The sequence below is a fragment of the Shinella zoogloeoides genome (assembly GCF_020883495.1).
Lineage (GTDB): Bacteria > Pseudomonadota > Alphaproteobacteria > Rhizobiales > Rhizobiaceae > Shinella > Shinella zoogloeoides.
Genome location: NZ_CP086610.1, coordinates 2,563,969 through 2,584,249 on the forward strand (window position 1 = coordinate 2,563,969; position 20,281 = coordinate 2,584,249).

Annotated in this window: 14 protein-coding genes; 4 read left to right on the plus strand and 10 right to left on the minus strand. The window is 67.0% G+C overall.

Annotated elements, in window-relative coordinates; genetic code table 11:
- Positions 1 to 127: 127 nt before the first annotated feature.
- The 4 genes from K8M09_RS12840 to K8M09_RS12855 are packed head-to-tail and all read right to left on the minus strand — an operon-like array spanning position 128 to position 5,181.
- Positions 128 to 682: a sarcosine oxidase subunit gamma gene (locus K8M09_RS12840; protein ID WP_160786349.1), complete on the minus strand. Its 555-nt coding sequence runs from the start codon at positions 680 to 682 to the stop codon at positions 128 to 130.
- Between the two features lie 10 nt (positions 683 to 692).
- Entirely contained in the window at positions 693 to 3,650 is a 2,958-nt protein-coding gene (locus K8M09_RS12845) for a sarcosine oxidase subunit alpha family protein (protein ID WP_160786350.1), read from the minus strand.
- Positions 3,647 to 3,922, minus strand: a complete 276-nt coding sequence (locus K8M09_RS12850) for a sarcosine oxidase subunit delta (protein WP_160786351.1) — start codon at positions 3,920 to 3,922, stop codon at positions 3,647 to 3,649. Before K8M09_RS12850 ends, K8M09_RS12845 begins: the two co-directional genes overlap by 4 nt.
- 8 nt (positions 3,923 to 3,930) lie before the next feature.
- Entirely contained in the window at positions 3,931 to 5,181 is a 1,251-nt protein-coding gene (locus tag K8M09_RS12855) for a sarcosine oxidase subunit beta family protein (RefSeq protein ID WP_160786352.1), read from the minus strand.
- A 151-nt stretch (positions 5,182 to 5,332) separates the two neighbouring features.
- On the opposite strand from K8M09_RS12855, the gene cysQ reads away from it, so the two are divergent.
- A complete protein-coding gene (cysQ, locus tag K8M09_RS12860; protein ID WP_160786353.1) occupies positions 5,333 to 6,142 on the plus strand; it encodes a 3'(2'),5'-bisphosphate nucleotidase CysQ in 810 nt (269 codons plus the stop codon).
- A 33-nt stretch (positions 6,143 to 6,175) separates the two neighbouring features.
- Here the strand turns inward: cysQ and K8M09_RS12865 are convergent, their stop codons facing one another.
- The 4 genes from K8M09_RS12865 to K8M09_RS12880 form a co-directional block, all read right to left on the minus strand.
- A complete protein-coding gene (locus K8M09_RS12865) occupies positions 6,176 to 9,256 on the minus strand; it encodes an efflux RND transporter permease subunit (protein WP_160786354.1) in 3,081 nt (1,026 codons plus the stop codon).
- Positions 9,253 to 10,326, minus strand: coding sequence for an efflux RND transporter periplasmic adaptor subunit (locus tag K8M09_RS12870; protein WP_160786355.1), 1,074 nt, complete (start codon positions 10,324 to 10,326; stop codon positions 9,253 to 9,255). The genes K8M09_RS12865 and K8M09_RS12870 overlap by 4 nt, the downstream gene beginning before the upstream one ends.
- Positions 10,323 to 11,393, minus strand: a complete 1,071-nt coding sequence (locus K8M09_RS12875) for an efflux RND transporter periplasmic adaptor subunit (protein ID WP_160786356.1) — start codon at positions 11,391 to 11,393, stop codon at positions 10,323 to 10,325. Before K8M09_RS12875 ends, K8M09_RS12870 begins: the two co-directional genes overlap by 4 nt.
- A 533-nt stretch (positions 11,394 to 11,926) precedes the next feature.
- Complete coding sequence (locus K8M09_RS12880) at positions 11,927 to 14,248, minus strand: methyl-accepting chemotaxis protein (protein ID WP_160786357.1); 2,322 nt, start codon at positions 14,246 to 14,248, stop codon at positions 11,927 to 11,929.
- Between the two features lie 321 nt (positions 14,249 to 14,569).
- Between K8M09_RS12880 and K8M09_RS12885 the strand changes: the two genes are divergently transcribed.
- Together K8M09_RS12885 and K8M09_RS12890 are read left to right on the plus strand one after the other, a co-directional pair.
- Positions 14,570 to 15,523, plus strand: a complete 954-nt coding sequence (locus K8M09_RS12885; RefSeq protein WP_160786358.1) for a ring-cleaving dioxygenase — start codon at positions 14,570 to 14,572, stop codon at positions 15,521 to 15,523.
- A 69-nt stretch (positions 15,524 to 15,592) separates the two neighbouring features.
- On the plus strand, positions 15,593 to 16,150 hold the full coding sequence (locus K8M09_RS12890; protein ID WP_160786359.1) for an NADPH-dependent FMN reductase: 558 nt from the start codon (positions 15,593 to 15,595) through the stop codon (positions 16,148 to 16,150).
- Positions 16,151 to 16,207: 57 nt separating this feature from the next.
- Here K8M09_RS12890 and K8M09_RS12895 read toward each other — a convergent pair whose 3' ends face one another.
- A complete protein-coding gene (locus tag K8M09_RS12895) occupies positions 16,208 to 17,764 on the minus strand; it encodes a VOC family protein (protein WP_160786360.1) in 1,557 nt (518 codons plus the stop codon).
- A gap of 238 nt (positions 17,765 to 18,002) precedes the next feature.
- Positions 18,003 to 18,221, minus strand: coding sequence for a glycosyltransferase family 1 protein (locus tag K8M09_RS12900; protein WP_160786361.1), 219 nt, complete (start codon positions 18,219 to 18,221; stop codon positions 18,003 to 18,005).
- 658 nt (positions 18,222 to 18,879) lie between these two features.
- Between K8M09_RS12900 and K8M09_RS12905 the strand changes: the two genes are divergently transcribed.
- A complete protein-coding gene (locus tag K8M09_RS12905) occupies positions 18,880 to 20,277 on the plus strand; it encodes an efflux transporter outer membrane subunit (protein WP_160786362.1) in 1,398 nt (465 codons plus the stop codon).
- Positions 20,278 to 20,281 lie beyond the last annotated feature (4 nt).

The window sequence follows — 20,281 nt, forward strand, 5'->3', positions numbered from 1 at the left end:
ACGCCTTTAACGCCATGGAAACCAAAAAATGGGCGGAAGAATCGGCACTTTTGCCCAAAAACATGCACGAAAGTCGCAAGGACCCGTCCCATTTCGGGACAGGTGCGGCGGGCGGCCCAGGCCGGTTTCAGCGCGTGGCGAAATCCACCGACAGATGGTGGCTGCGGGCCATCGTCTTGAGGTCGTCCACCAGCGCCTGCGCGAAGCTGCGGGCCACGACGAGATCGAAACGCGCCTCGCCGGTCCGGGCGAGATTGACGGCAAGATGATTGCAGCGGACGTTCGCCGCCCGGCCGACCGGGAAGGCGTCGGGATGCAGGTCGACGGCGATGCCGTTCGCCAGGATGCGGGCCGCATCGGGACCGCTGAGCGTGAGGACGACCCGCCCGTGGCTCTGGTCGCAGACATGGGCGCGCGCGCCGAGCCGGGCGTCGAGTTCGGCGGCAAGCGTTTCCGGCGCATGCGTTTCCGCAAGCACCAGCCATTCGCCAGGCCCGCAGAAACGGGCCTCGACCGTGCCCTCCGCAGCAAGAAGGGCCGCGACCTCCGCGGAGTGGCCGGGCGCGGCCAGCACCACGGCGAGCGCCGGCGCGCGGTGGACGGCCAGATGATTCGCCCGATGCTCGGAGATCGCCCCGATGGTGCCGTCCAGCGCATGCGCCGCCTGATAATCGTAAGCCATCGCCCTCACCTCACGTCGTCAGCTTGCGGTTTTCCGGATCGACGAAGACCGGGTTGCAGACCTCCGCCATGGTCTCGACGCCGCGCAGCCGGTCCCACACCACGATCTTCTCGCCATAGCGCTCGCGGCCGGACTTGAGGAAGGCGAGCGCGATGTGCCCGCCGAGCGTCGGCGAGAAGCAGGCGGAGCTGACCCAGCCCTGATCGTTCAGCGTCGAGGGCTTGGCGCCGTCCTTGAGCAGATGCGCGCCCGCCCGCAGATCCTGCTCGGCCTCCAGCGCCCGCAGGCCGACGAGCTGCGCACGGTCGGCGGCGGTCAGGCCGAAGCGGGCGGAAAGGCGCTTGCCGATGAAATCCGGCTTGGACGCGCCCATCATGCGCCCGAGGCCGGCGTCGTCCGGCGTCACGCGGCCGTCGAATTCGGCATGGGTCACATGTCCCTTCTCGATGCGCAGCACGTTCAGCGCCTCGACGCCGTAGGCGCAGAGGCCGTGCGGTTCGCCCGCACGCATCAACGCATCCGCCACCGCCTCGCCGTATCCCGCCGGCACAGCCAGCTCATAGGCAAGCTCGCCGGAGAAGGAGATGCGGAAGAGCCGCGCCTTGAGATTGCCCTTCAGCCGCACTTCGCGCGCGGCGAGGAACGGGAAGGCCGCGTTGGAAACGTCGTCCTCGACCACGGCCTGCAGGATGGCGTGCGCCTTCGGCCCGGCAAGCGACATCTGCGCCCATTGGTCGGAGACGGAGAGAAAGCGCACCCGCAGCTCCGGCCAGAGCGCCTGCGCGGCAAATTCCATATGCGACAGCACGCCGGCCGCCATGGCGGTCGTGGTCGTGACGAGGAAATGCTCCTGCGCCAGCCGGCTCACGGTGCCGTCGTCATAGACCATGCCGTCTTCGCGCAGCATGAGGCCATAACGCGCCTTGCCGACCGGCAGCCGGAGGACCGGATTGCAATAGAGCCGGTCGAGGAATTCGGCGGCATCCGGCCCGAAGACCTCGATCTTGCCGAGCGTCGAGACATCGCAAAGGCCGGCCTTTTCCCGCACGGCGCGCACTTCGCGGTCGACGCTTTCCCGCCAGGTCCTCTCCCCCGTTTTCGGGAACCAGGACGGACGATACCACAGGCCGGAATCGACGAAGGCCGCGCCGTTGGCCGTCGCCCAGCCATGGAGCGGCGAGCGGCGGACGGGCATGGCATGTTCGCCGACGGCGGTGCCGGCCAGCGCGCCGAAGGAGACGGGCGTGTAGAACGGCCGGAAGGTGGTCGTACCGACCTCGGCGGGGCTGACGCCGCGCATGGCGGCAAGGATGCCGATGGCGTTGACATTGCCGAGCTTGCCCTGGTCGGTCGCCATGCCGCTCGTCGTATAGCGCTTGGCGTGCTCGACATGGCCGAAGCCCTCGCGCACGGCAAGGCCGAGATCGCCGGTGTGCACGTCGTTCTGGAAATCGACGAAGGCCTTGGATTTGCCCCCCGGCACATGCCAGAGCGCCGTGAAGGACGGGTCGGCCTCTCCGCCGATGGCGGGCGGCGCGAATTCCGCGACCGGCCGCCCGAGCGCTTCCACGAAGGCTGACGCCCTGCGCGCGCCGTCCTCGAAACAGTCGGCAAGGCGGTAGCGCCCCGCCGCCGCCCCGGCCATTGCAAGGCCCGGGCCGGCGTCCGGCGCAAGGAATGTCTGCAAGGCCGGCGACCAGGCCGGCCGTCCGCCGCGCTGGCAGGCAAGATGGATGACGGGGCTCCAGCCGCCCGACATCGCCACCGCGTCGCAGGCGATCAGTTCCTCGAAGCCGCCGCGATCCGCGACGATGGAGCGGATGCGATGACGCCCCTTCGTATCGACGATGGAGCCGCCGCGAATAAGCCGGACGCCTTCCGGGGCGCTGTCGGCCGCCTCCGTGCGGCTGTCGATGAGCGCGGCGATGCCGACGCCCTGCGCCGCAAGGTCCGCCGCCGTGCGGTAGCCGGAGGAACCGTTGGTGTAGATGGCGACCGACTTGCCGGCGGCGACGGCGAAGCGGTTGGCATAGGCGCTGACGGCGCTCGCCGTCATGATGCCCGGCCGGTCGTTGCCGCCGAAGACCAGCGGGCGCTCTTCCGCGCCCGTCGCAAGGATCGCGTGTTTCGCCACGATGCGCCACAGGCGCTCCACCGGCTTTGCCGTGTCGATGGCCGCGCCATGCTTCTGCACCCGCTCCACCGCGCCGAAGACATTGTCGTCGTACCAGCCGAAGACGGTGGTGCGCGGCAGGAGGGTGACGTTCGGGCTGTTCTGGAGTTCGTCCACCGCGCGGCGGGCGAAGATATAGGGCGCTTCGCCGTCCAGCGGCGTCGTTTCGCACAGCAATGCGCCGCCGAGCACGAAATCCTGCTCGGCGAAGATGACGCGCAGGCCCGACCGCGCCGCGACCAGCGCCGCCGCAAGCCCCGCAGGACCGGAGCCGACGACCAGCAGGTCGCAATGCGCCCAGCTCTTCTCGTAGCTGTCCGGATCGGGCGGCAGCGCCGTGCGCCCGAGGCCGGCGGCGCGGCGGATCAGCGGCTCGTAGACCTTTTCCCAGAAGGCGGCGGGCCACATGAAGGTCTTGTAGTAGAAACCGGCCGAGAAGAAGCGCGACATCAGGTCGTTCGCCGCGCCGATATCGCAGGCGAGGCTCGGCCAGCGGTTCTGGCTGGTGGCGACGAGGCCGTCGTAAAGCTCGGCGACCGTCGCCTTGGTGTTGGGGTCGCGCCGTGCGCCGCTGCCGATGGTGACCAGCGCATTCGGCTCGGAGGGGCCTGCCGTCACGATGCCGCGCGGACGGTGATACTTGAAGCTGCGGCCGACGAGCAGCCGGTCGCCGGCAAGCAGGGCCGAGGCCAGCGTGTCGCCGGCATGGCCAGTGAGACTGGTCCCGTCGAAGGAGAAGCGCACGGCATGGCTGCGGTCGATGAGGCCGCCCGAGGCGAGACGATAGGCGGTCATTGCGCGCCTCCCCGCTCCGCCGCGGCATCGAGCACGGCGAAGACCTCATGGGTGAAATTGTCCCGCTCCACCACCAGCCAGCGCCGGCAGCCGGCGACATGCTGCCAGTGTTCGCGGATGCGCCCGCGCGGATTGGCGCGCAGATGCACATAATCGTGCCAGACCTCGTCCGCAGCCAACGGCGCGGGGCGGACGGGCGCGGCGTCGCCGCGGATGGAAAACTCTTCCTTGGGGCGCGTGCCGCAATGCGGACAGGATATCAGGCTCGCCATGGCTCAGCTCAATGCAGGTTCGGCTGGGTGCCGGCACCCGCCTCGTCGATGGGAAAACCGCGCTCGAACCGGTCGAGCCGCAGGGCGCGCGCCACATGATGGCTCTCGCCCTTGGCGATCAGATGCGCGAAGCAGAAACCGGAGGCGGGCGTCGCCTTGAAGCCGCCGTAGCACCAGCCGCAGTTCAGGTAGAGGTTTTCGATGGAGGTGCGGTCGATGATCGGCGAGCCGTCCATCGACATGTCCATGACGCCGCCCCAGGCGCGCAGCACCCGCACGCGGGACAGGCCGGGGATCATCGTCACCCCCTCCTCCATGACATGCTCCGCCGTCGCAAGGTTGCCGCGCTGCGCATAGGAGGAATAGCCGTCGATCTCCGCGCCGAAAACCAGCCCGCCCTTGTCGGACTGGGAAATGTAGAAATGGCCCGCGCCATAGGTGATGACGTGATCGATGCAGGGCTTCAGCCCCTCGGTCACGAAGGCCTGCAGCACATGGCTTTCCAGCGGCAGCTTCAGCCCCGCCATCTCGCCGACGCGGGAGCTGTTGCCGGCGGCGGCAAGGGCCAGCCTGTTGCAGCCGATGAAGCCTTTCGTCGTCTCGACACCCGTGACGACGCCGTTTTCCCGGCGAATGCCGGTCACTTCGCAATTCTGGATGAGATCGACGCCCAGGCGGTCGGCACCGCGGGCAAAGCCCCAGGCGACGGCATCGTGCCGCGCCGTGCCCGCGCGCCGCTGTAGCAGGCCGCCGATAATGGGAAAGCGCGCATGGTCGAAATTGAGGAAGGGCAGCATCTTTTTCAGCGTCTCGCGGTCGAGCTGCTCGGCCGCAACACCCTCCATCATCATCGCATTGCCGCGCCGGGTATAGTGATCGCGCTGGCCGTCGTTGTGGTAGAGGCTGATGATGCCGCGCTGCGACAGCATCACATTGTAGTTCAGCTCCCGCTCCAGCCCTTCCCAGAGCTTCAGCGAGAATTCGTAGAACGGCTCGTTGCCGGGCAGCATGTAGTTGGAGCGCACGATGGTCGTGTTGCGCCCGACATTGCCGGAGCCGAGATAGCCCTTCTCCACCACCGCCACATTGCGGATGCCGAATTCCCTGGCGAGATAATAGGCCGTCGCCAGCCCGTGCCCGCCGCCGCCGACGATGACCACATCGTAATGCGGTTTCGGCTCCGGCTCGCGCCAGACGGGTTTCCAGCCGAGATTGCCGGCAAGGGCCTGCTTGAAGATGGAGAGGGCGGAGTAGCGCATGCGAAATCCCGGATCAGTTCCCCCACATTCGCATATGCCGCACAAACGGCAAGGCGCGGCATCGTCGCAGGCCCCGCGAGCGGCACTCTTTCCACATGCTCGGCCGAACGGCGCATTTGCTTTCACGCCGCCCCACGACTAAGCCATAGGAATGCAGCCCGATCCCGCGACGCTCAAACAGGTCATGGAAACCGCCGCCCTTTCGGCCGGCCGGGCGATCATGGCCATTCATCGCGCCGGGCCGGACGTGCAGATCAAGCCCGACAGCTCTCCCGTCACCGAGGCGGACGAAGAGGCCGAGCGGCTGATCCTCGCGGACCTGCGGCAGCATTTTCCCGCCATCCCCATCGTTGCCGAGGAGGCGGTCGCGGCCGGCCATGTGCCCGATATCTCGGCCGGCCTGTTCTTCCTCGTCGATCCGCTCGACGGCACGAAGGAGTTCATCGCCGGCCGCAGCGAGTTCACCGTCAACATCGCCCTCATCGAGGCCGGCGCGCCGGTGGCCGGCATCGTCTTCGCCCCGGCGCTGTCGGCCGGGTTCGTCGCCGTCGCGAACCGCGCCGAGCGTTTCTCTGTGACGGGTGATTCCGGCATCGGCGAACGGCAGTCCATCGGCTGTCGCGGCCGTAGCGCGGCGGTCACCGCCGTCGCCAGCCGCTCGCACGATACCCCGGAAACGGCGCGTTTCCTCGACGATCACGGCATTAACGCCTGCACCGCCATCGGCTCGTCGCTGAAATTCTGCCTCGTCGCGGAGGGTCTTGCCGACGTCTATCCCCGTTTCAGCCGCACGATGGAATGGGATACAGCCGCCGGCGACGCCGTGCTGCGCGCCGCCGGCGGCGAGACGCGCACGCTTAACGGCGCGCCCCTCGCCTATGGCAAGCGCAACCAGCCGCACGACGCGGATTTCGCCAATCCGAACTTCATCGCGGCGCGCGCGGGGTGGAAAACGAAATAGCCCCGCCATGCGGCGGGGCCATTCGTCTTCGGCTCAGGTCGCCGCAAGCGGTTCCGGCTCGGGTACCGGCGCATCCTCTCTCGGCTTGATCCGGAACCATGCGATATAGAGCGCCGGCAGGAAGAGCAGCGTCAGCACCGTGCCGACGATGATGCCGCCCATCATGGCATAGGCCATCGGTCCCCAGAACACTTCCCGCGAGATGGGGATGAGCGCAAGGCTCGCCGCCGCCGCCGTCAGCATGATCGGGCGCATGCGGTGCTCGGTCGCCTCCCGCACGGCATCCCAGGCCCGCATGCCCTCGCGCCGCAGATCCTCGATCTGCACGACGAGGATCACCGAGTTGCGGATCAGAATGCCGATCAGCGCCAGCACGCCGAGGATGGCGACGAAGCCGAGCGGCGCGCCGCTGCCCAGAAGCGCGATCACCACCCCGATCAACGCCAGCGGCGCGACCGCGAAGACGAGGAACAGGCGCGAGAAACTCTGCAATTGCAGCATCAGGATCGTCGCCATGGCGAAGAGCATGAGCGGCACGACCGCGACGATGGGCGCCTGGCTGTTGGCGCTTTCCTCCACCGTGCCGCCGACCGTGACGCTGTAGCCGGAGGGCATCGCCGCGCGGAAAACGGCCACGTCCTTGTCCATCTGCGAGACGACCGTCGCCGGCTGCACGCCGTCCGCAATGCTCGCCTTGACGGTGATGGTGGGCTGGCGCGAGCGCCGCCAGACGACCGGCTGCTCCATCTCGTAGCGATAGTTCGCCACCGCCGCGAGCGGCACGGAGGTGCCGTTCGCCGTGGGAAGCTGTATCTGGCGGATCGTCTCGATGGATTCCCGCTCGGAGGGCTTGGCGCGGCCGATGACGTCGATCAGATAGACGTCGTCGCGGATCTGCGTGACGGTCGTGCCGCCGACGACGCCGTTCAGCGCCGAGGCGATATCCTGCGAGGTGACGCCGAGCTGGCGGGCCTTGTCCTGCAGCACGTCGACCTTCACCACGCGGGCCGGCTCGTTCCAGTCGTAGACGATATCGCCCAGATGGCCGTTCTTGCCGAGGAGTTCGCCGAAGGCGAGCGCCTGCGCGCGCACTTGCTGGATATCCGGCCCCGTGACGCGGTACTGGATCGGCCGGCCGACCGGCGGGCCGATGTCGAGCAGCTTCACCAGCGCATCCGTGCCGACGAAGGTCTTGCGCAGATAATCCTGAAGGTCGGCCCGCAGCCGGTCGCGCGCCTCCAGGTCCTTGCTGACGATGATCGTCTGGCCGAAGGCCGGCGACGGCGGCTGCACATCGAAGGAAAGCAGGAAGCGCACCGCGCCCTCGCCCACATAGGAGGACCAGCGCTCGATATCGGGATTGCCCTTCAGCTTCTCCTCCTCGAGCCTTGCGATCTGCGCATTGGTCTCGGCGATGGAGGCATTCTGCGGCAGCGCCCAGTCGATGACGAGTTCCGGCCGGTCCGAGGACGGGAAGAACTGCTGCTGCACGAAGCCCATGCCGAAGACCGAGCCGAGGAAGATCAGCACGGTCGCGGCGATGGTCGTCCATTTCCAGCGCATGCACGTGTCGAGGATGCGCGCGAAGCCGCGGGCGAACCAGCCCTTCTCCTCATGATGCTTCTTCATGCTCTTCGGCAGGATCGTGACGCCGAGCAGCGGCGTGAAGATCACCGCGACCACCCATGACACGACGAGCGAGATGGCGATGACGACGAAGAGGCTGAAGGTGAATTCGCCGGCCGCGCTGTTGTTGAGGCCGATCGGGATGAAGCCCGCCACCGTCACCAGCGTGCCGGTGAGCATCGGGAAGGCGGTGGAGGTGTAGACATAGGTCGCGGCCTTGCGCAGCGAATCCCCCGCCTCCAGCCGCGCCACCATCATCTCCACGGCGATCATCGCATCGTCGACGAGAAGGCCGAGCGCGATGATCAGCGCCCCGAGCGACACGCGCTGCAGGGAGATGGCGTCGTAATACATGAAGACGAAGGTGATGCCGAGCGTCAGCGGAATGGAGAGCGCGACGACGAGGCCGGCGCGCAGCCCGAGGCTGACGAAGCTGACGATGAGAACGATGGCGACGGCCTCGAACAGCGCGCGCGTGAAGCCGGAGACGGCCTCCTCCACCACCTTCGGCTGGTCGGAGACGAGATGCACGTCGACCCCGGCCGGCAGCTCGTGCGACAGAAGCTCGATTTCCTTCTCCACGGCCGCGCCGAACTGCAGCAGGTTCGATCCCTGCTTCATGCCGATGGCAAGGCCGATCGCCGGCTCGCCGTTGAAGCGGAAGAGCGCGGACGGCGGATCCTGATAGGTGCGGGTGATGGTGGCGATGTCGCTGAGGCGGAAGAAGCGGTTGTTGACGCGAAGGTTCACGTCGCGAAGGCTGTCTTCCGACGTGAACTGCCCGCCGACGCGCACGCTGACGCGCTCGCCGCCGGCCTGCACCACGCCCGAGGGCGCAATGGCGTTCTGCGCCTGAAGGGTCGCGACAACCTGCTGGGTCGAAATGCCGAGCGCGGCAAGCTGGCGCGTCGAGAATTCGAGATAGATCACCTCGTCCTGTGCGCCGATGAGTTCGACCCTGCCGATATTCGGCACGGTGAGGATGCGCGTGCGGGCGTCCTCCACATAGTCGCGAAGCTGGCGCGGCGTCAGGCCGTCGGCGGTGAAGGCGTAGATATTGCCGAACACGTCGCCGAAGCGGTCGTTGAAGGCCGGGCCGACGACGCCGGACGGAAACTCGCCGCGGATGTCGTTGATCATGTTGCGCACGGTCTGCCAGGTCGGCGCCACGTCGCGGGCGCGCGTCGTCGGCTTCAGGTTGACGAAGACGAGCGTCTGGCCGGGCGTCGTGATCGAACGGCTGAAATCGAGCGATTCCAGCTCCTCCAGCTTGCGCTCGATGCGTTCGGTCACCTGCCGCGTGGTCTCCTCGACGGAGGCGCCGGGCCAGGCCGCGCTGATCGTCATCGTCTTGATGACGAAGGAGGGGTCCTCCTCTCGGCCAAGGTTCTGGTAGGCGAAGAAGCCAAGCAGCGCGAAGACCAGCATGAAGTACCAGACGAGCGACGCATGATCGAGCGCCCAGTCCGAAAGGTTGAACTTCTTCATAGGCTTGCCTCGTCTTCGATCGTTATCTTCTGGCCTTCTTCAAGGCTGTGGACGCCGGCCGTGACGATACGCTCGCCTTCCTTCAGGCCGCTCGTCACCGGCAGGAAGCGGCCGATGGCCGCGCCCGTCTCGACCGCCGTCAGGCGCACCTCGCCCTTGGCCTCGTCGACGCGCCAGACATGCGGCTTGCCGTCCTTCATGAGCACGGCCGTTTCCGGCACCATGAGCGCCGTCAGGTCCGGCCCTTCCAGCTCGGCCGTGATGGTCGTGCCGAGACGCACGGTATCCGGCGGGTTCTCCAGCGCGATCTTGACGCGCCGCGTGCGGGTGGCCGCATCGGCGGACGGCGCGATCTCGCGCACCACGCCGCGCACGGTGATGGCGGGGTTGATCTGCAGCGAGACGGTGAAGCGGCTACCGGCGGCGATGGCCTCGGCCGTCTCGGGGATATCGACGACCGCATCGCGGGCGTCCGGCTGGGCGACGGTGACGATCGTCTCGCCGGGCGAGACCGTCTGGCCGACTTCCGCGCCCGTCGCGACGACGACACCATCGAACTCGGCGAGAATGCGGGTATAGGAAAGCTGCTCCTCGGCCTTCACCAGCGCCGTGCGCGCCCGGATGAGGCCGGCATCGGCCGCCGCACGCGACTGTTCGGCACTCTCGACGGCCGCCTTGGCGGCGGCGTTCGACTGGAGCAGCGTCTTCTGCCGCTCCTCGACCGCGATGGCGCTGGCAAGGGTCGCCTCGGCGCTGGAAAGCTCGGCGCGCGCCGAGCGCACCGCCAGCTCGAAGGCGGTGGCGTCGAGCACCGCGAGTTCGTCGCCCTTGCGAACGAGATCGCCGACATGGACGCTACGCGAGACGAGGCGGCCCGCGACGCGCGAGCCGAGCGCGGCCTGCACCTTGGCCTGCACCGTGCCGGCAAAGCGCGTGCCCGGCAGCGCGGTGGGCGTCACGACCATGGAGAGGACGGGACGCGGCGGCGCGGCCGCTTCCTCTTCCCTCTTGCAGCCGGTCAGCGCAATGGCGGCAATGACGGCCACGGCGAGCGGAACGAAAATCCTCATTGGGCTTCTCCTGCGCTGGCGCTCACCGTCTGGCCGGGCCGCAGCAGCTTCGTGCCGTCGGCCACATAGACCTCCCCTTCCTCGATGCCGCCCGACACGAGCGCCGCGCCCGTTTCGAAGGACAGCACCTCGACCGGGCGCAGGCTGACGGTGTTGTTCGCCTTATCGACGATCCACAGCGCCGGCTTGCCCTCGACACCCGAAAGCGCCTGCCACGGCACGACCGCGACCCGACGCGGCGCAAGCGCCCCGACACCGACCACGGAGGCGCCGAGCGTCATCTGCGGCGGCGTTTCGTCCATGGCGATCTTGACGCGAACGGTGCCGGTCTGCGCGTCGATGGTCGGCGAGACCTCGCGCACATGGCCCGTCGCGCGCACGGTCTCGTCGCTGAGCAGCGTGACGGTCACGCCATCCTTGGATGGCTGGGCGAAGAACAGCGATTCATAAACGTTGAAGACCGCGTCGCGCGGACCGTTGTCGGCAATGGTGAACATGGTCTGCGCCGCCTGCGCAACCTGTCCCGTCTCGGCCAGCCGGGCGGTGACGATACCATCGGCGGGCGCACGCAGCTCCGTATAGGAGAGCACTTCCTGCGCCGTATCGCGCTGGGCGACCGATGCCTCGCGGGCGCTTTCGGCCGTGCGCAGCGCGGTCTCTGCATCATCATAGTCGCGCTGCGTGCTGATGCCATCGTGGAGAAGCGATTTCTGGCGGTCGAAATTCGTGCGGGCGAGCTTCAACTGCGCTTCCGCCGCGCGCACGCCGGCCTCCGCCGCCTCTACATCCGCCTTCTGTTCCTCGGGGTCGAGCCGCGCGAGAACCTCGCCTTCCCGAACCGCGTCGCCGACATCGACGAACCAGCCGACGATGCGCCCGCCGACGCGGAAGGACAGGTCCGTCTCCACCCGCGCGATAACCTCGCCCGTGATGGTGATCGACTGTTCGCGTTCCTCGAAATGCACCGGCGCGGTACGCACCGGGCGCGCCATGCCGTCGGCAAGGGCCGGCGCGGCGGTGGCGGACAACAGGAGCGCCGCCAGCATCATTCTACCCGATCGGGTCATCGTCGTCTCCACTGTTGCAGAAACCCCATTTAATATGGGGCCTCATTATATTGCGAAGAGCAGACTGGCAAGCCTCCATGCCATCTGGCGTTGCGCGTGCCGTGGAGGAGTGTGGCGGACTGCGCGCAAAAAGCCAATCGGCAAGACGGCGGAGACGGAAAATATGAAAAATCATATTTTTCAGGGACCTACGCCGCACCGCCCGCACCAGACAGGAAAGCCGCCGGCAGCCGGAAATCCTTGCGGTTTCCGTGGTTGCTGCACGACGGCTTGCCCGGAGCGTCATTCGTTGGACGCTTCTATGCGGCCCCCTCTGGACCTGTCTTCAGAAAGCAGAAACCGTGCCAGTTGCGGCCTCGCCCGGGATTTGCAGGAAAACCGCGCTATTCAATAGATATCTAATTTAAAATATCTGCAATGCGTCCGGCAGGGTTGCGCAAACGCTGTGCAGAACGGGACATCTGTGCCGCTTCTGCACAACAAAAGGGCGGCCGTTGCCGGGCCGCCCTCCAGTCCGAAACCCCAAGCGGGTATCAGAATTCTTCCCAGTCCTGCGCGGCCGTGGCTGCCGCGGCCGGCTGTCCGCCGCCGAACGCCCGGGCGAGCCTGCCGCCGAGCGCCCTTGCGCCGGACGCGGCCGGCTGGTGCTCTCCTGCGGACGCTGCGACCGGGCGACCGGCGGCCGCACCCGTGCCCAGCCGGAACTGCGCGATGAGCGTGTTCAGCGCCGCCGCCTCGGTGGCCAGCGCATGGCTGGCCGCCGTCTGTTCCTCCACCATGGCCGCATTCTGCTGCGTGCCCTGGTCGATGGAATTCACCGCCGCGCTGATCTCGTTGAGGCCCGTCGACTGCTCGCGGGCGGAGCGCACGATGGCCGCAACGTTCTGGTCGATCTCCTGCACCTGATCGACGATCTCCGTCAGCGCCGAGCCGGTCTCGCCGACGAGCGCAACACCGAGATGCACCTGCTCGCCCGACTTGGTGATGAGCGCCTTGATCTCCTTGGCCGCCTGCGCCGAACGCTGGGCAAGCTCGCGCACTTCCTGCGCCACGACGGCAAAGCCCTTGCCGGCCTCCCCGGCACGCGCCGCTTCCACGCCCGCATTGAGGGCGAGGAGGTTCGTCTGGAAGGCGATCTCGTCGATCACGCCGATGATATTGGAAATCTCGCGCGAGGAGGTCTCGATGCCGCTCATCGCATCGACCGCCCGGCGCACGACCGCGCCGGACTTCTCCGCGCCGAGGCGGGTGCGCTCGACGAGCTGGCCGGCATCTTCCGCCCGCTTGGTGGCGTCCTTGAGCGAGGTGGTGATCTCCTCCAGCGCGGCGGCGGTTTCCTCGACGGAAGCCGCCTGCTGCTCGGTGCGCTTGGCCAGATCGTCGGAGGCCGAGCGGATTTCGGCCGAGCCCGCCTGAATGGCATTGGCATTGGTGCCCACGGAACGCAGCGCCGATTGCAGCTTCTCGACCGAAGCGTTGAAATCGTGGCGGACCTCGTCGAGCGAACCGGCGAAGGCCTCGTGGATGCGGTGCGTCATGTCGCCGTCGGCAAGCTTCTGCAGGCCCTCGGCCAGCGCCCCCACGGCGGCCCGGGTCTGCCGCTCGCGCTCGGCGGCCTCCTCGGCGCGCTGGCGTCGCTCTTCTTCGGAAAGCGCGCGGTTCTGCTCCGCCTCGCCTTCCAGCCGCACCTTGGCGAGCGTCGCATCGCGCAGCACGGCGAGCGAGCGGGCCATCTCGCCGATCTCGTCCTGACGTTCGGATTCCGAAAGGTCGACATCTGTGCGGCCGCGCGCGATCTCGCTGGTTGCGACGATGACCTTGTCGAGCCGCTTGCGGAAGCGCGACGCCAGCAGCCAGCCGATGGAAATCATCAGGCCGGCCGCAATCGCGATGACGACGATGGAGGTCGCGGCAAGCGTCGACAGGCTGGCGAAGAGAACGGATTTCGGCACCGAGGCCACGGTATACCAGGTGGTGCCCGGCACAAGCGGCACCGGCACGGCGACCGCGATGGAGGCGACGCCGTTGGCGTCGGTGATCTCCATCGCCTTTTCCGGATTGTCGATCATCGCCTGCCAGGCGGTGGCGTCGAGGCCGGAATCGGCGAGGGCCTTGCCCAGCACGGACTGGTCGGGATGGCTGATGATGCTGCCGCCCTGGCTGAGAAGGGCGACATACCCTTCCCCGAGCGGCTTCAACTGCGCCATGTCGGCGGCAAGCGCATCGAGGGCGATGTCCACGCCGGTCTCGCCCTGGAACTTGCCATCGAACAGGAGCGGCACCATGAAGGAGGTCATCAGCACGTTCTTGCCGCCGATGGCATAGCTGTAGGGTTCGGTCAGGAAGTCCTTCCCGGTCGCCTTCGGCACCTGATAATAGTCGCCGGCGCCGGGCTTGTCGTAGTCGACCAGCGCCTCCATGCCCACCTTGCCTTCGCTGCGTACAAAATAGGGAATGTAGCGGCCGGTGGCGTCGTGGCCCGGCTGGTTCTTGTATTCCTCGTCCTTGCCGTCGAAGGCGTTCGGCTCCCAGCCGGTGCTGACGCCGAGCGCGAAGGGATTATCGGCCATGAGGCGGTCGAAGACGCCGTTCATCGTCTCGCGGCTCGGCGCGCCGGATGCCTTCATCGCATAGAGCGCCGAGCGCATGTTCCAGCTCAGCGCCTTGACCTGCGCGAAGTAGGTCTCGACCTTGCCGGCGCTCGCCTCGGCCGCATTGACCATTTCCGAGATCGACCGCTCCTCCACCGCCCGATAGGACAGCCAGAGCAGAACGCCCGCCGTCGCGACGGTGGTGGCAACGCCGGCCGCCACGATGGCGAACATATTTCGGGCAGTCGCAGTCTTTGGCAGCATGAAACGTCTCCTGGCGTCCGGGGGCGAGAAAGCCCGCACCGGCATTCATCGGAAATGGCGGAACATGCCGACGGCGCGGCGAAACAGAGACGAAGTCATTTCGCGGGACGAAGCCTAAGGGATAGCTGGTTTACGAAACAATAAAATCCTGACGATGCCCGACAAGACGGAATGACCGGCCATCGTTCAGGAAAAATGAACGATCCGTTCGCCCTCGCCGGCCTTCCGGGAACGCCGCCGAGGGGCGATATTCGCTCCAACGCAAGGCCCCGGCTCGGGGCACGCACGAACGCCCCGGACGGTTCCGGAGAGGAGCTTACCATGACCCTGCAGCTTACGGGCATCCACCACCTGACCGCGATCACCGCCAATGCGGCGGAGAACCTGCGTTTCTACACGCAGACCCTCGGCCTGCGCCTCGTCAAGAAGACCGTGAACCAGGACGACACCAGCGCCTACCACCTCTTCTACGCCGATGGTCTGGCCTCCCCCGGCTCCGACCTCACCTTCTTCGACTGGCCGGTGGGCCATGAGCGGCGCGGCACGCACAGCGTTTCGCGCACGGGCCTGCGCGTCGCCAGCCTTTCGACGCTCGAATGGTGGAAGGCGCGCTTTTCCGACCTCAAGGTCAAGGCCGGCGATATCCGCGATGTCGGCGGCCGCGCCACGCTCGACTTCGAGGACGGCGAAGGCCAGCGCTTCCGCCTGACGGTGGACGATGCCGGCGCGCCCTCCAATCCGTGGGGCAAAAGCCCGGTGCCGGCCGGGCACCAGATCAAGGGCCTCGGCCCGATCACGCTCAGTGTGCCGGATATCCGCAACACGGCGCTGGTGCTGACGGAGGTGATGAGCATGAAGGAGACCGCCACCTATCCCAACCCGGAAGGCGCGGGCGAGGTCCATGTCTTCTCGATGGGCGACGGCGGCCCGGCGGCCGAGCTGCATGTCGCCGTCGAGCCGGACCTGCCGGCCGCCCATCAGGGCGCGGGCGCCGTACACCACGTCGCCTTCCGCGCACCGGATGTGGAGGCGCTGCATGCCTGGACGGAGCGCCTGCGCGGCTTCCGCCTGCCCTCCAGCGGCGAGGTCGAGCGCTTCTACTTCCGCTCGCTCTATTTCCGCGAGCCGAACGGCATCCTCTTCGAGATCGCGACGGACGGCCCCGGCTTCGCCGTGGACGAACCGCTCGAAACCCTCGGCGAGAGCCTGTCGCTGCCGCCCTTCCTCGAGCCGCGCCGCGCGCAGATCGAGGCCCGGCTGAAGCCCCTCGCCTGACCTGAACCCGAACCCCGGCGCGACACCACCGTCCGCCGGGGTTTTTCCATGCCCATGAGGAGATGCGACATGACGAGACTGGTGGCAATTTCGGGAAGCCTGCGCAAGGGCTCCTTCAACACGGCGCTGCTGCGCGCCGCCCTGACCATGGCGCCCGAAGGCACCGAAATCGTGGAAGGCTCGATCCGCGGCATTCCGCTCTATGACGGCGACGTGGAGGCCGCGGACGGCATACCCGAAGCGGTGATGGCGCTGAAGGACCTCGTCGCGGCGGCGAACGGCGTCATCCTCTTCACGCCGGAATATAACAACGGCATTCCCGGCGTCTTCAAGAACGCCATCGACTGGATGAGCCGCCCGTCCGCTGACATCGCCCGCGTCTTCGGCGGCAAGCCCTTCGCCATCACGGGCGCCTCGCCCGGCAATTTCGGCACGCTGCTTTCGCAGGAAGCCTGGCTTCCCGTCATGCGCACGCTCGGCACCGTGCCGTGGTTCGGCGCCAAGCTGATGGTCTCGCGCGCCGGCACGGTCATTCAGGACGGCCGGATCGCCGACGAGGCGACCGAGAGGAAGCTGCGCGATTTCATCGCCGGCTTTGCCGCCTTCGCCGCCGAACACCGGCGCTGAGCGAAACGAAAAGGGCGCGTCCTGCGACGCGCCCTTTTCCTTGTCCCACCGGCAGGATCAGCCGATCACCCGCTCCCTGTAGGCCTTGGCCAGTTCCAGATCGGCCATGCCGATATCGTGACCCGCGGCCAGCAACTCGCTCTCGACCGTCGCGCCGGCCGCCGTCAGCGCGGCCTCAAGCTCCCCGGCATAACGGCCGTAGGGATCGGACCGGCCGGTGACCATCAGCACATTCGCACCGGCAAGATCGGCCTGCGGCACCGTCTCCAGCACGTTCATGCCGCGCAGCAGCACAGCGTTGCGGATGAGGCCCGGATGCAGCAGCATGATCGCGCCGATCATGTTCGCCCCGTTGGAATAGCCGACGAACAGCGTCTTGTCCGGGTCGAGCCCGTAGGCTGCGTTCGCCCCCTCCATGAAGGCCGCAAAAGCCTCCGCTTCCTGGACGATGTCCTTCTGGTCGAAAGTCACAGCCGTCAGGCGCCGGAAGAAGCGCGGATAGCCCTCGTCCGTGCTGCGCCCGCGCGGGCTGAGCAGAAGGGCATCGGGCGCAAGCCGCGCGCCGAAGGGCAGCAGGCTGGTCTCGTTGCCGCCGGTGCCATGCAGCAGCACGACGGCGGTGCCGTCAGGATTTTCCGGGCGGTGAACCCGGTGGATGAAAGGCAGGTCTCGTTCGGTCATTCTTTCCTCTCCCGGCAGGGAAAATTGCGGAAGCCGCGCCCGGACGTCGTCCGGGTCGGCGCGAAAATGCCTCGGCACGAACAGCCGCGTGCCGAGCGTCTCCAGCGGCTCGTCGACCGTCATGCCCGGGCCGTCCGTCGCATATTCGACGAGCGAGCCGCCCGGCTCGCGGACATAGAGCGAGTAGAAGTAGGTGCGGTCGTGCATGTTGGTGTCGCCCGCCGCCTCGGCCGCCAGCCGGCCGGCGATCGCTTCCACGGCCGCCCGGTCCGGCGCACGCAGCGCGACATGGTCGATCGTGCCGATACCGGGCGCGGACGTCCAGAACCCGCCGGCATTGCGGATGTCGAGCACGTCGCCCGCCTCACCGGCGAGCCGGGTGACGCCATCCGTCTCGGCCACCGGCCGGAAGCCGAAATGGCCGGCGATGAAGCCCGCCGTCTCCGCCGGCTTTTCCGACAGGATCGTCGCGCCCCGGATGCGCTGGATCGCATCCCCCGCCGCAATGTCCTTCGTGACATGCGGCGCGGGACCTTCCACGCCCGCCTGCCCGACGAGCTTGACGATGATGCCGTCCGGGTCCTTCAGCCGCAGCACGGGTTCGCCGAACTCCTGCGCGGGGCCGGTCATGGCGATGTTCCGCGTCAGCGCGCGCGTCAGCCAGAAGCCGATCGCCTCGGGCCGGATGGCAAGGGCGATCTCCGAGGGCTGGCCGAGGCCGACCCGGCCGGGAGAACCGTCCTCCCAGGCCAGAAAGGTGATCAGCGAGCCGGGGCTTGCCGCCGCGTCGCCATAGAAGAGATGAAGCTGGTCGGCGTCCTCGTAACCGGCCGTACGCTTGACGAGCCGGAGACCGAGGAAACCCGCGTAGAAATCCACATTCGCCTGGATCTTGCGGGTGATGGCCGTGATGTGATGGATGCCGCTGGTCATGGGGCACCTCCTTTCGCAAGCACCCAATCAGGATTTGGCCGGCCCCGCCAGCCGGCGCGGGGTGAATGCATTGTTCACAAAACGAAACCGTCCAAGCCAATGCTGGACCGGATTGGCTTCACAAGACGAGATCGCCCCACCCATGCGGTGTGGAACGGAGGCACAAAACAAAACCGGCCCCGCGCATGCAGGGCCGGCCGGGCCGGCACGGATGCGCCGGCGCATGGGAATTTGGGGTTCAGGCGGCCGCGATATTGGCCGGGCGCATCGCTCGCCGTGCGGCGGACGGATCGTTGAGGAGACGACGGATCGCCGCGCGCACCTCGTCGGCCGAGGAAAAGCGCTGGGAATCCAGGTCCCACACGGAATATTTGACGGCAACGAACTTCAGCCGATCCTCATCCGGAACGACGACGCCGACGGCTTCACCACCGATTTCGATAACCTGCTTTTGCATAACAACTCCTGCCGCACCCGAAGGCACAGCCAATTCAAACTTGCGCTTAATCGATAGGGGAACTCAGATCACATTCGGCACGGAGCCGTATGCACTTTCCCTGTAACCGTTTCACGACAGGAGTACGCCACACGCACGGAGGCGATGCAGTTGATATCGTACATGACACACTCCCTCTGGTTGGCGCTGACGCTAAAAAGGAACGCGTCAGGATAGGGCCGAAACGATACGCATGCGGCCCTCTCATGCGATGCTCAAACACATAATCGACTCTCCTCTCTTTGTCAATGGAATCCCCGGAATCTTGGAATAAATTACCGCAAGATTTGTGTGACAATTGCGAATCGCAAAATTGTTTTCGCGCATGCAGCATTTTTCAGGAAAATATGTCGCGAAGACGGACATTCCGGGGAAAAGCCGTGACGCAACCCGGCGGCGCAGCGGGCGGGGGTCGACTTGCGCAGGACGCGCAGGAAAACGACGCCTCGCGGCGCATTCCCGTTGCGCCGCGGTCACACCCCGATCGCGAACGGGGAAAAAAACGCTATGGGACCATTCTTTTTTCTGGCGGAGGCTCGCCCTCGGCCCCAAACATAAATAAAGAGTGAATCAGAGATTTTTTGCGTTAAGCACGCCAAACGGCCGACAGGATAGACTCATGAATTTCACCAGGACGCTTCTTCCGCTAAGCTTGCTTCTCCTGTCAGGCTGCGTCGTCGGCCCCGACTATCAGAAGCCGGAAACCGCCCTTCCCGCGAAATTCACCGAAAGCAAGGCCACGAGCGCCGAGAATGTGGCGCTCAATCCGTGGTGGGAAGCCTTCCGCGACAAGCGCCTGAACGCGCTCGTGCATGAAGGCCTCGGAGAAAACCTCTCGGTCATGACCGCGCTGGAGCGCATCGAGGCGGCCGAGGCGAGCGTCACCATTGCGGGCGCCGGCAGCCTGCCGAGCCTTGGCGTCGGCGCGAACGCGACCGCGCAGGGCGGCCACAATGCGCAGGACCGCCGGACGATAACCGGCGGCGCGGATGCCTCCTGGCTGCTCGACTTCTTCGGCCAGTACCGCCGTGCGAAGGAAGCGGCGACCGCCTCGCTGGATGCCGCCTATGACGACGTCAATGTCGCGCGCCTCGCCTATCTGTCCGACCTCGTCTCGAGCTATGTGAACGCCCGCTACTTCCAGGAAGCGCTGGCGCTGAGCCGCAAGAACCTCGAATCGCGTCGCGAAACCCTGAAGCTGACGAACGAGATCCGCGAGGCGGGCGCCGCCTCCAACCTCGACGTGCTGCAGACCGAAGGCCTCGTGAACCAGACGCTGGCGGAACTGCCGGGCCTGGAAGCCGGCTTCCTTCAGGCCGCCAACCATATCGCGACCCTGCTCGGCGTACCCGCGGGCACCGTCACGGCCAGCCTGACGAAGGGTTCCGCCCAGCCCATGCCGCGCTACACGACGCGCACCGGCGTGCCGGCCGACCTCATCCGCAACCGTCCCGACATCCGCGCGGCCGAGCGCCGCCTGCAGGCGGCGACGGCGCAGATCGGCGTCAACGAGGCGAACCTTTATCCGAGCATCCAGCTCGGCGGCTCGATCAACGCCTCGCGCGTCTTCACCAATCCGGGCGTCACCAACATGACGAGCTGGTCCTTCGGCCCGTCGCTGGCCCTGCCCATCTTCAACGGCGGCGAACTGCGCGCACGCGTCAAGGTCGCCCGCTCGCAGGCCGAGCAGCAGTACCTGACTTGGAAGTCCACGGTCCTGAACGCGGTCGAGGAAGTCGAGAACGCCCAGAGCGCGCTCATCCGCGACGGCCAGACGGTGGCTGCGCTGCGCAAGGTCGTGCAGACCAACGAGAAGACGCTGGAACTTGCCCGCGAAAGCTATCGCGGCGGCGCAAGCACCATCCTCGACGTGCTCGATGCCGAGCGCAACGTCGCCTCGGCCCGTCTGTCGCTCGCCGCGGCGATCCGCCAGCTCGCCCGCGACTATGTGGCGCTCAATGTCGCCATCGGCGGCGGCGCGGAGATCGGTGCAGCGGAAACGGTCGCCAGCAAGTAAACCG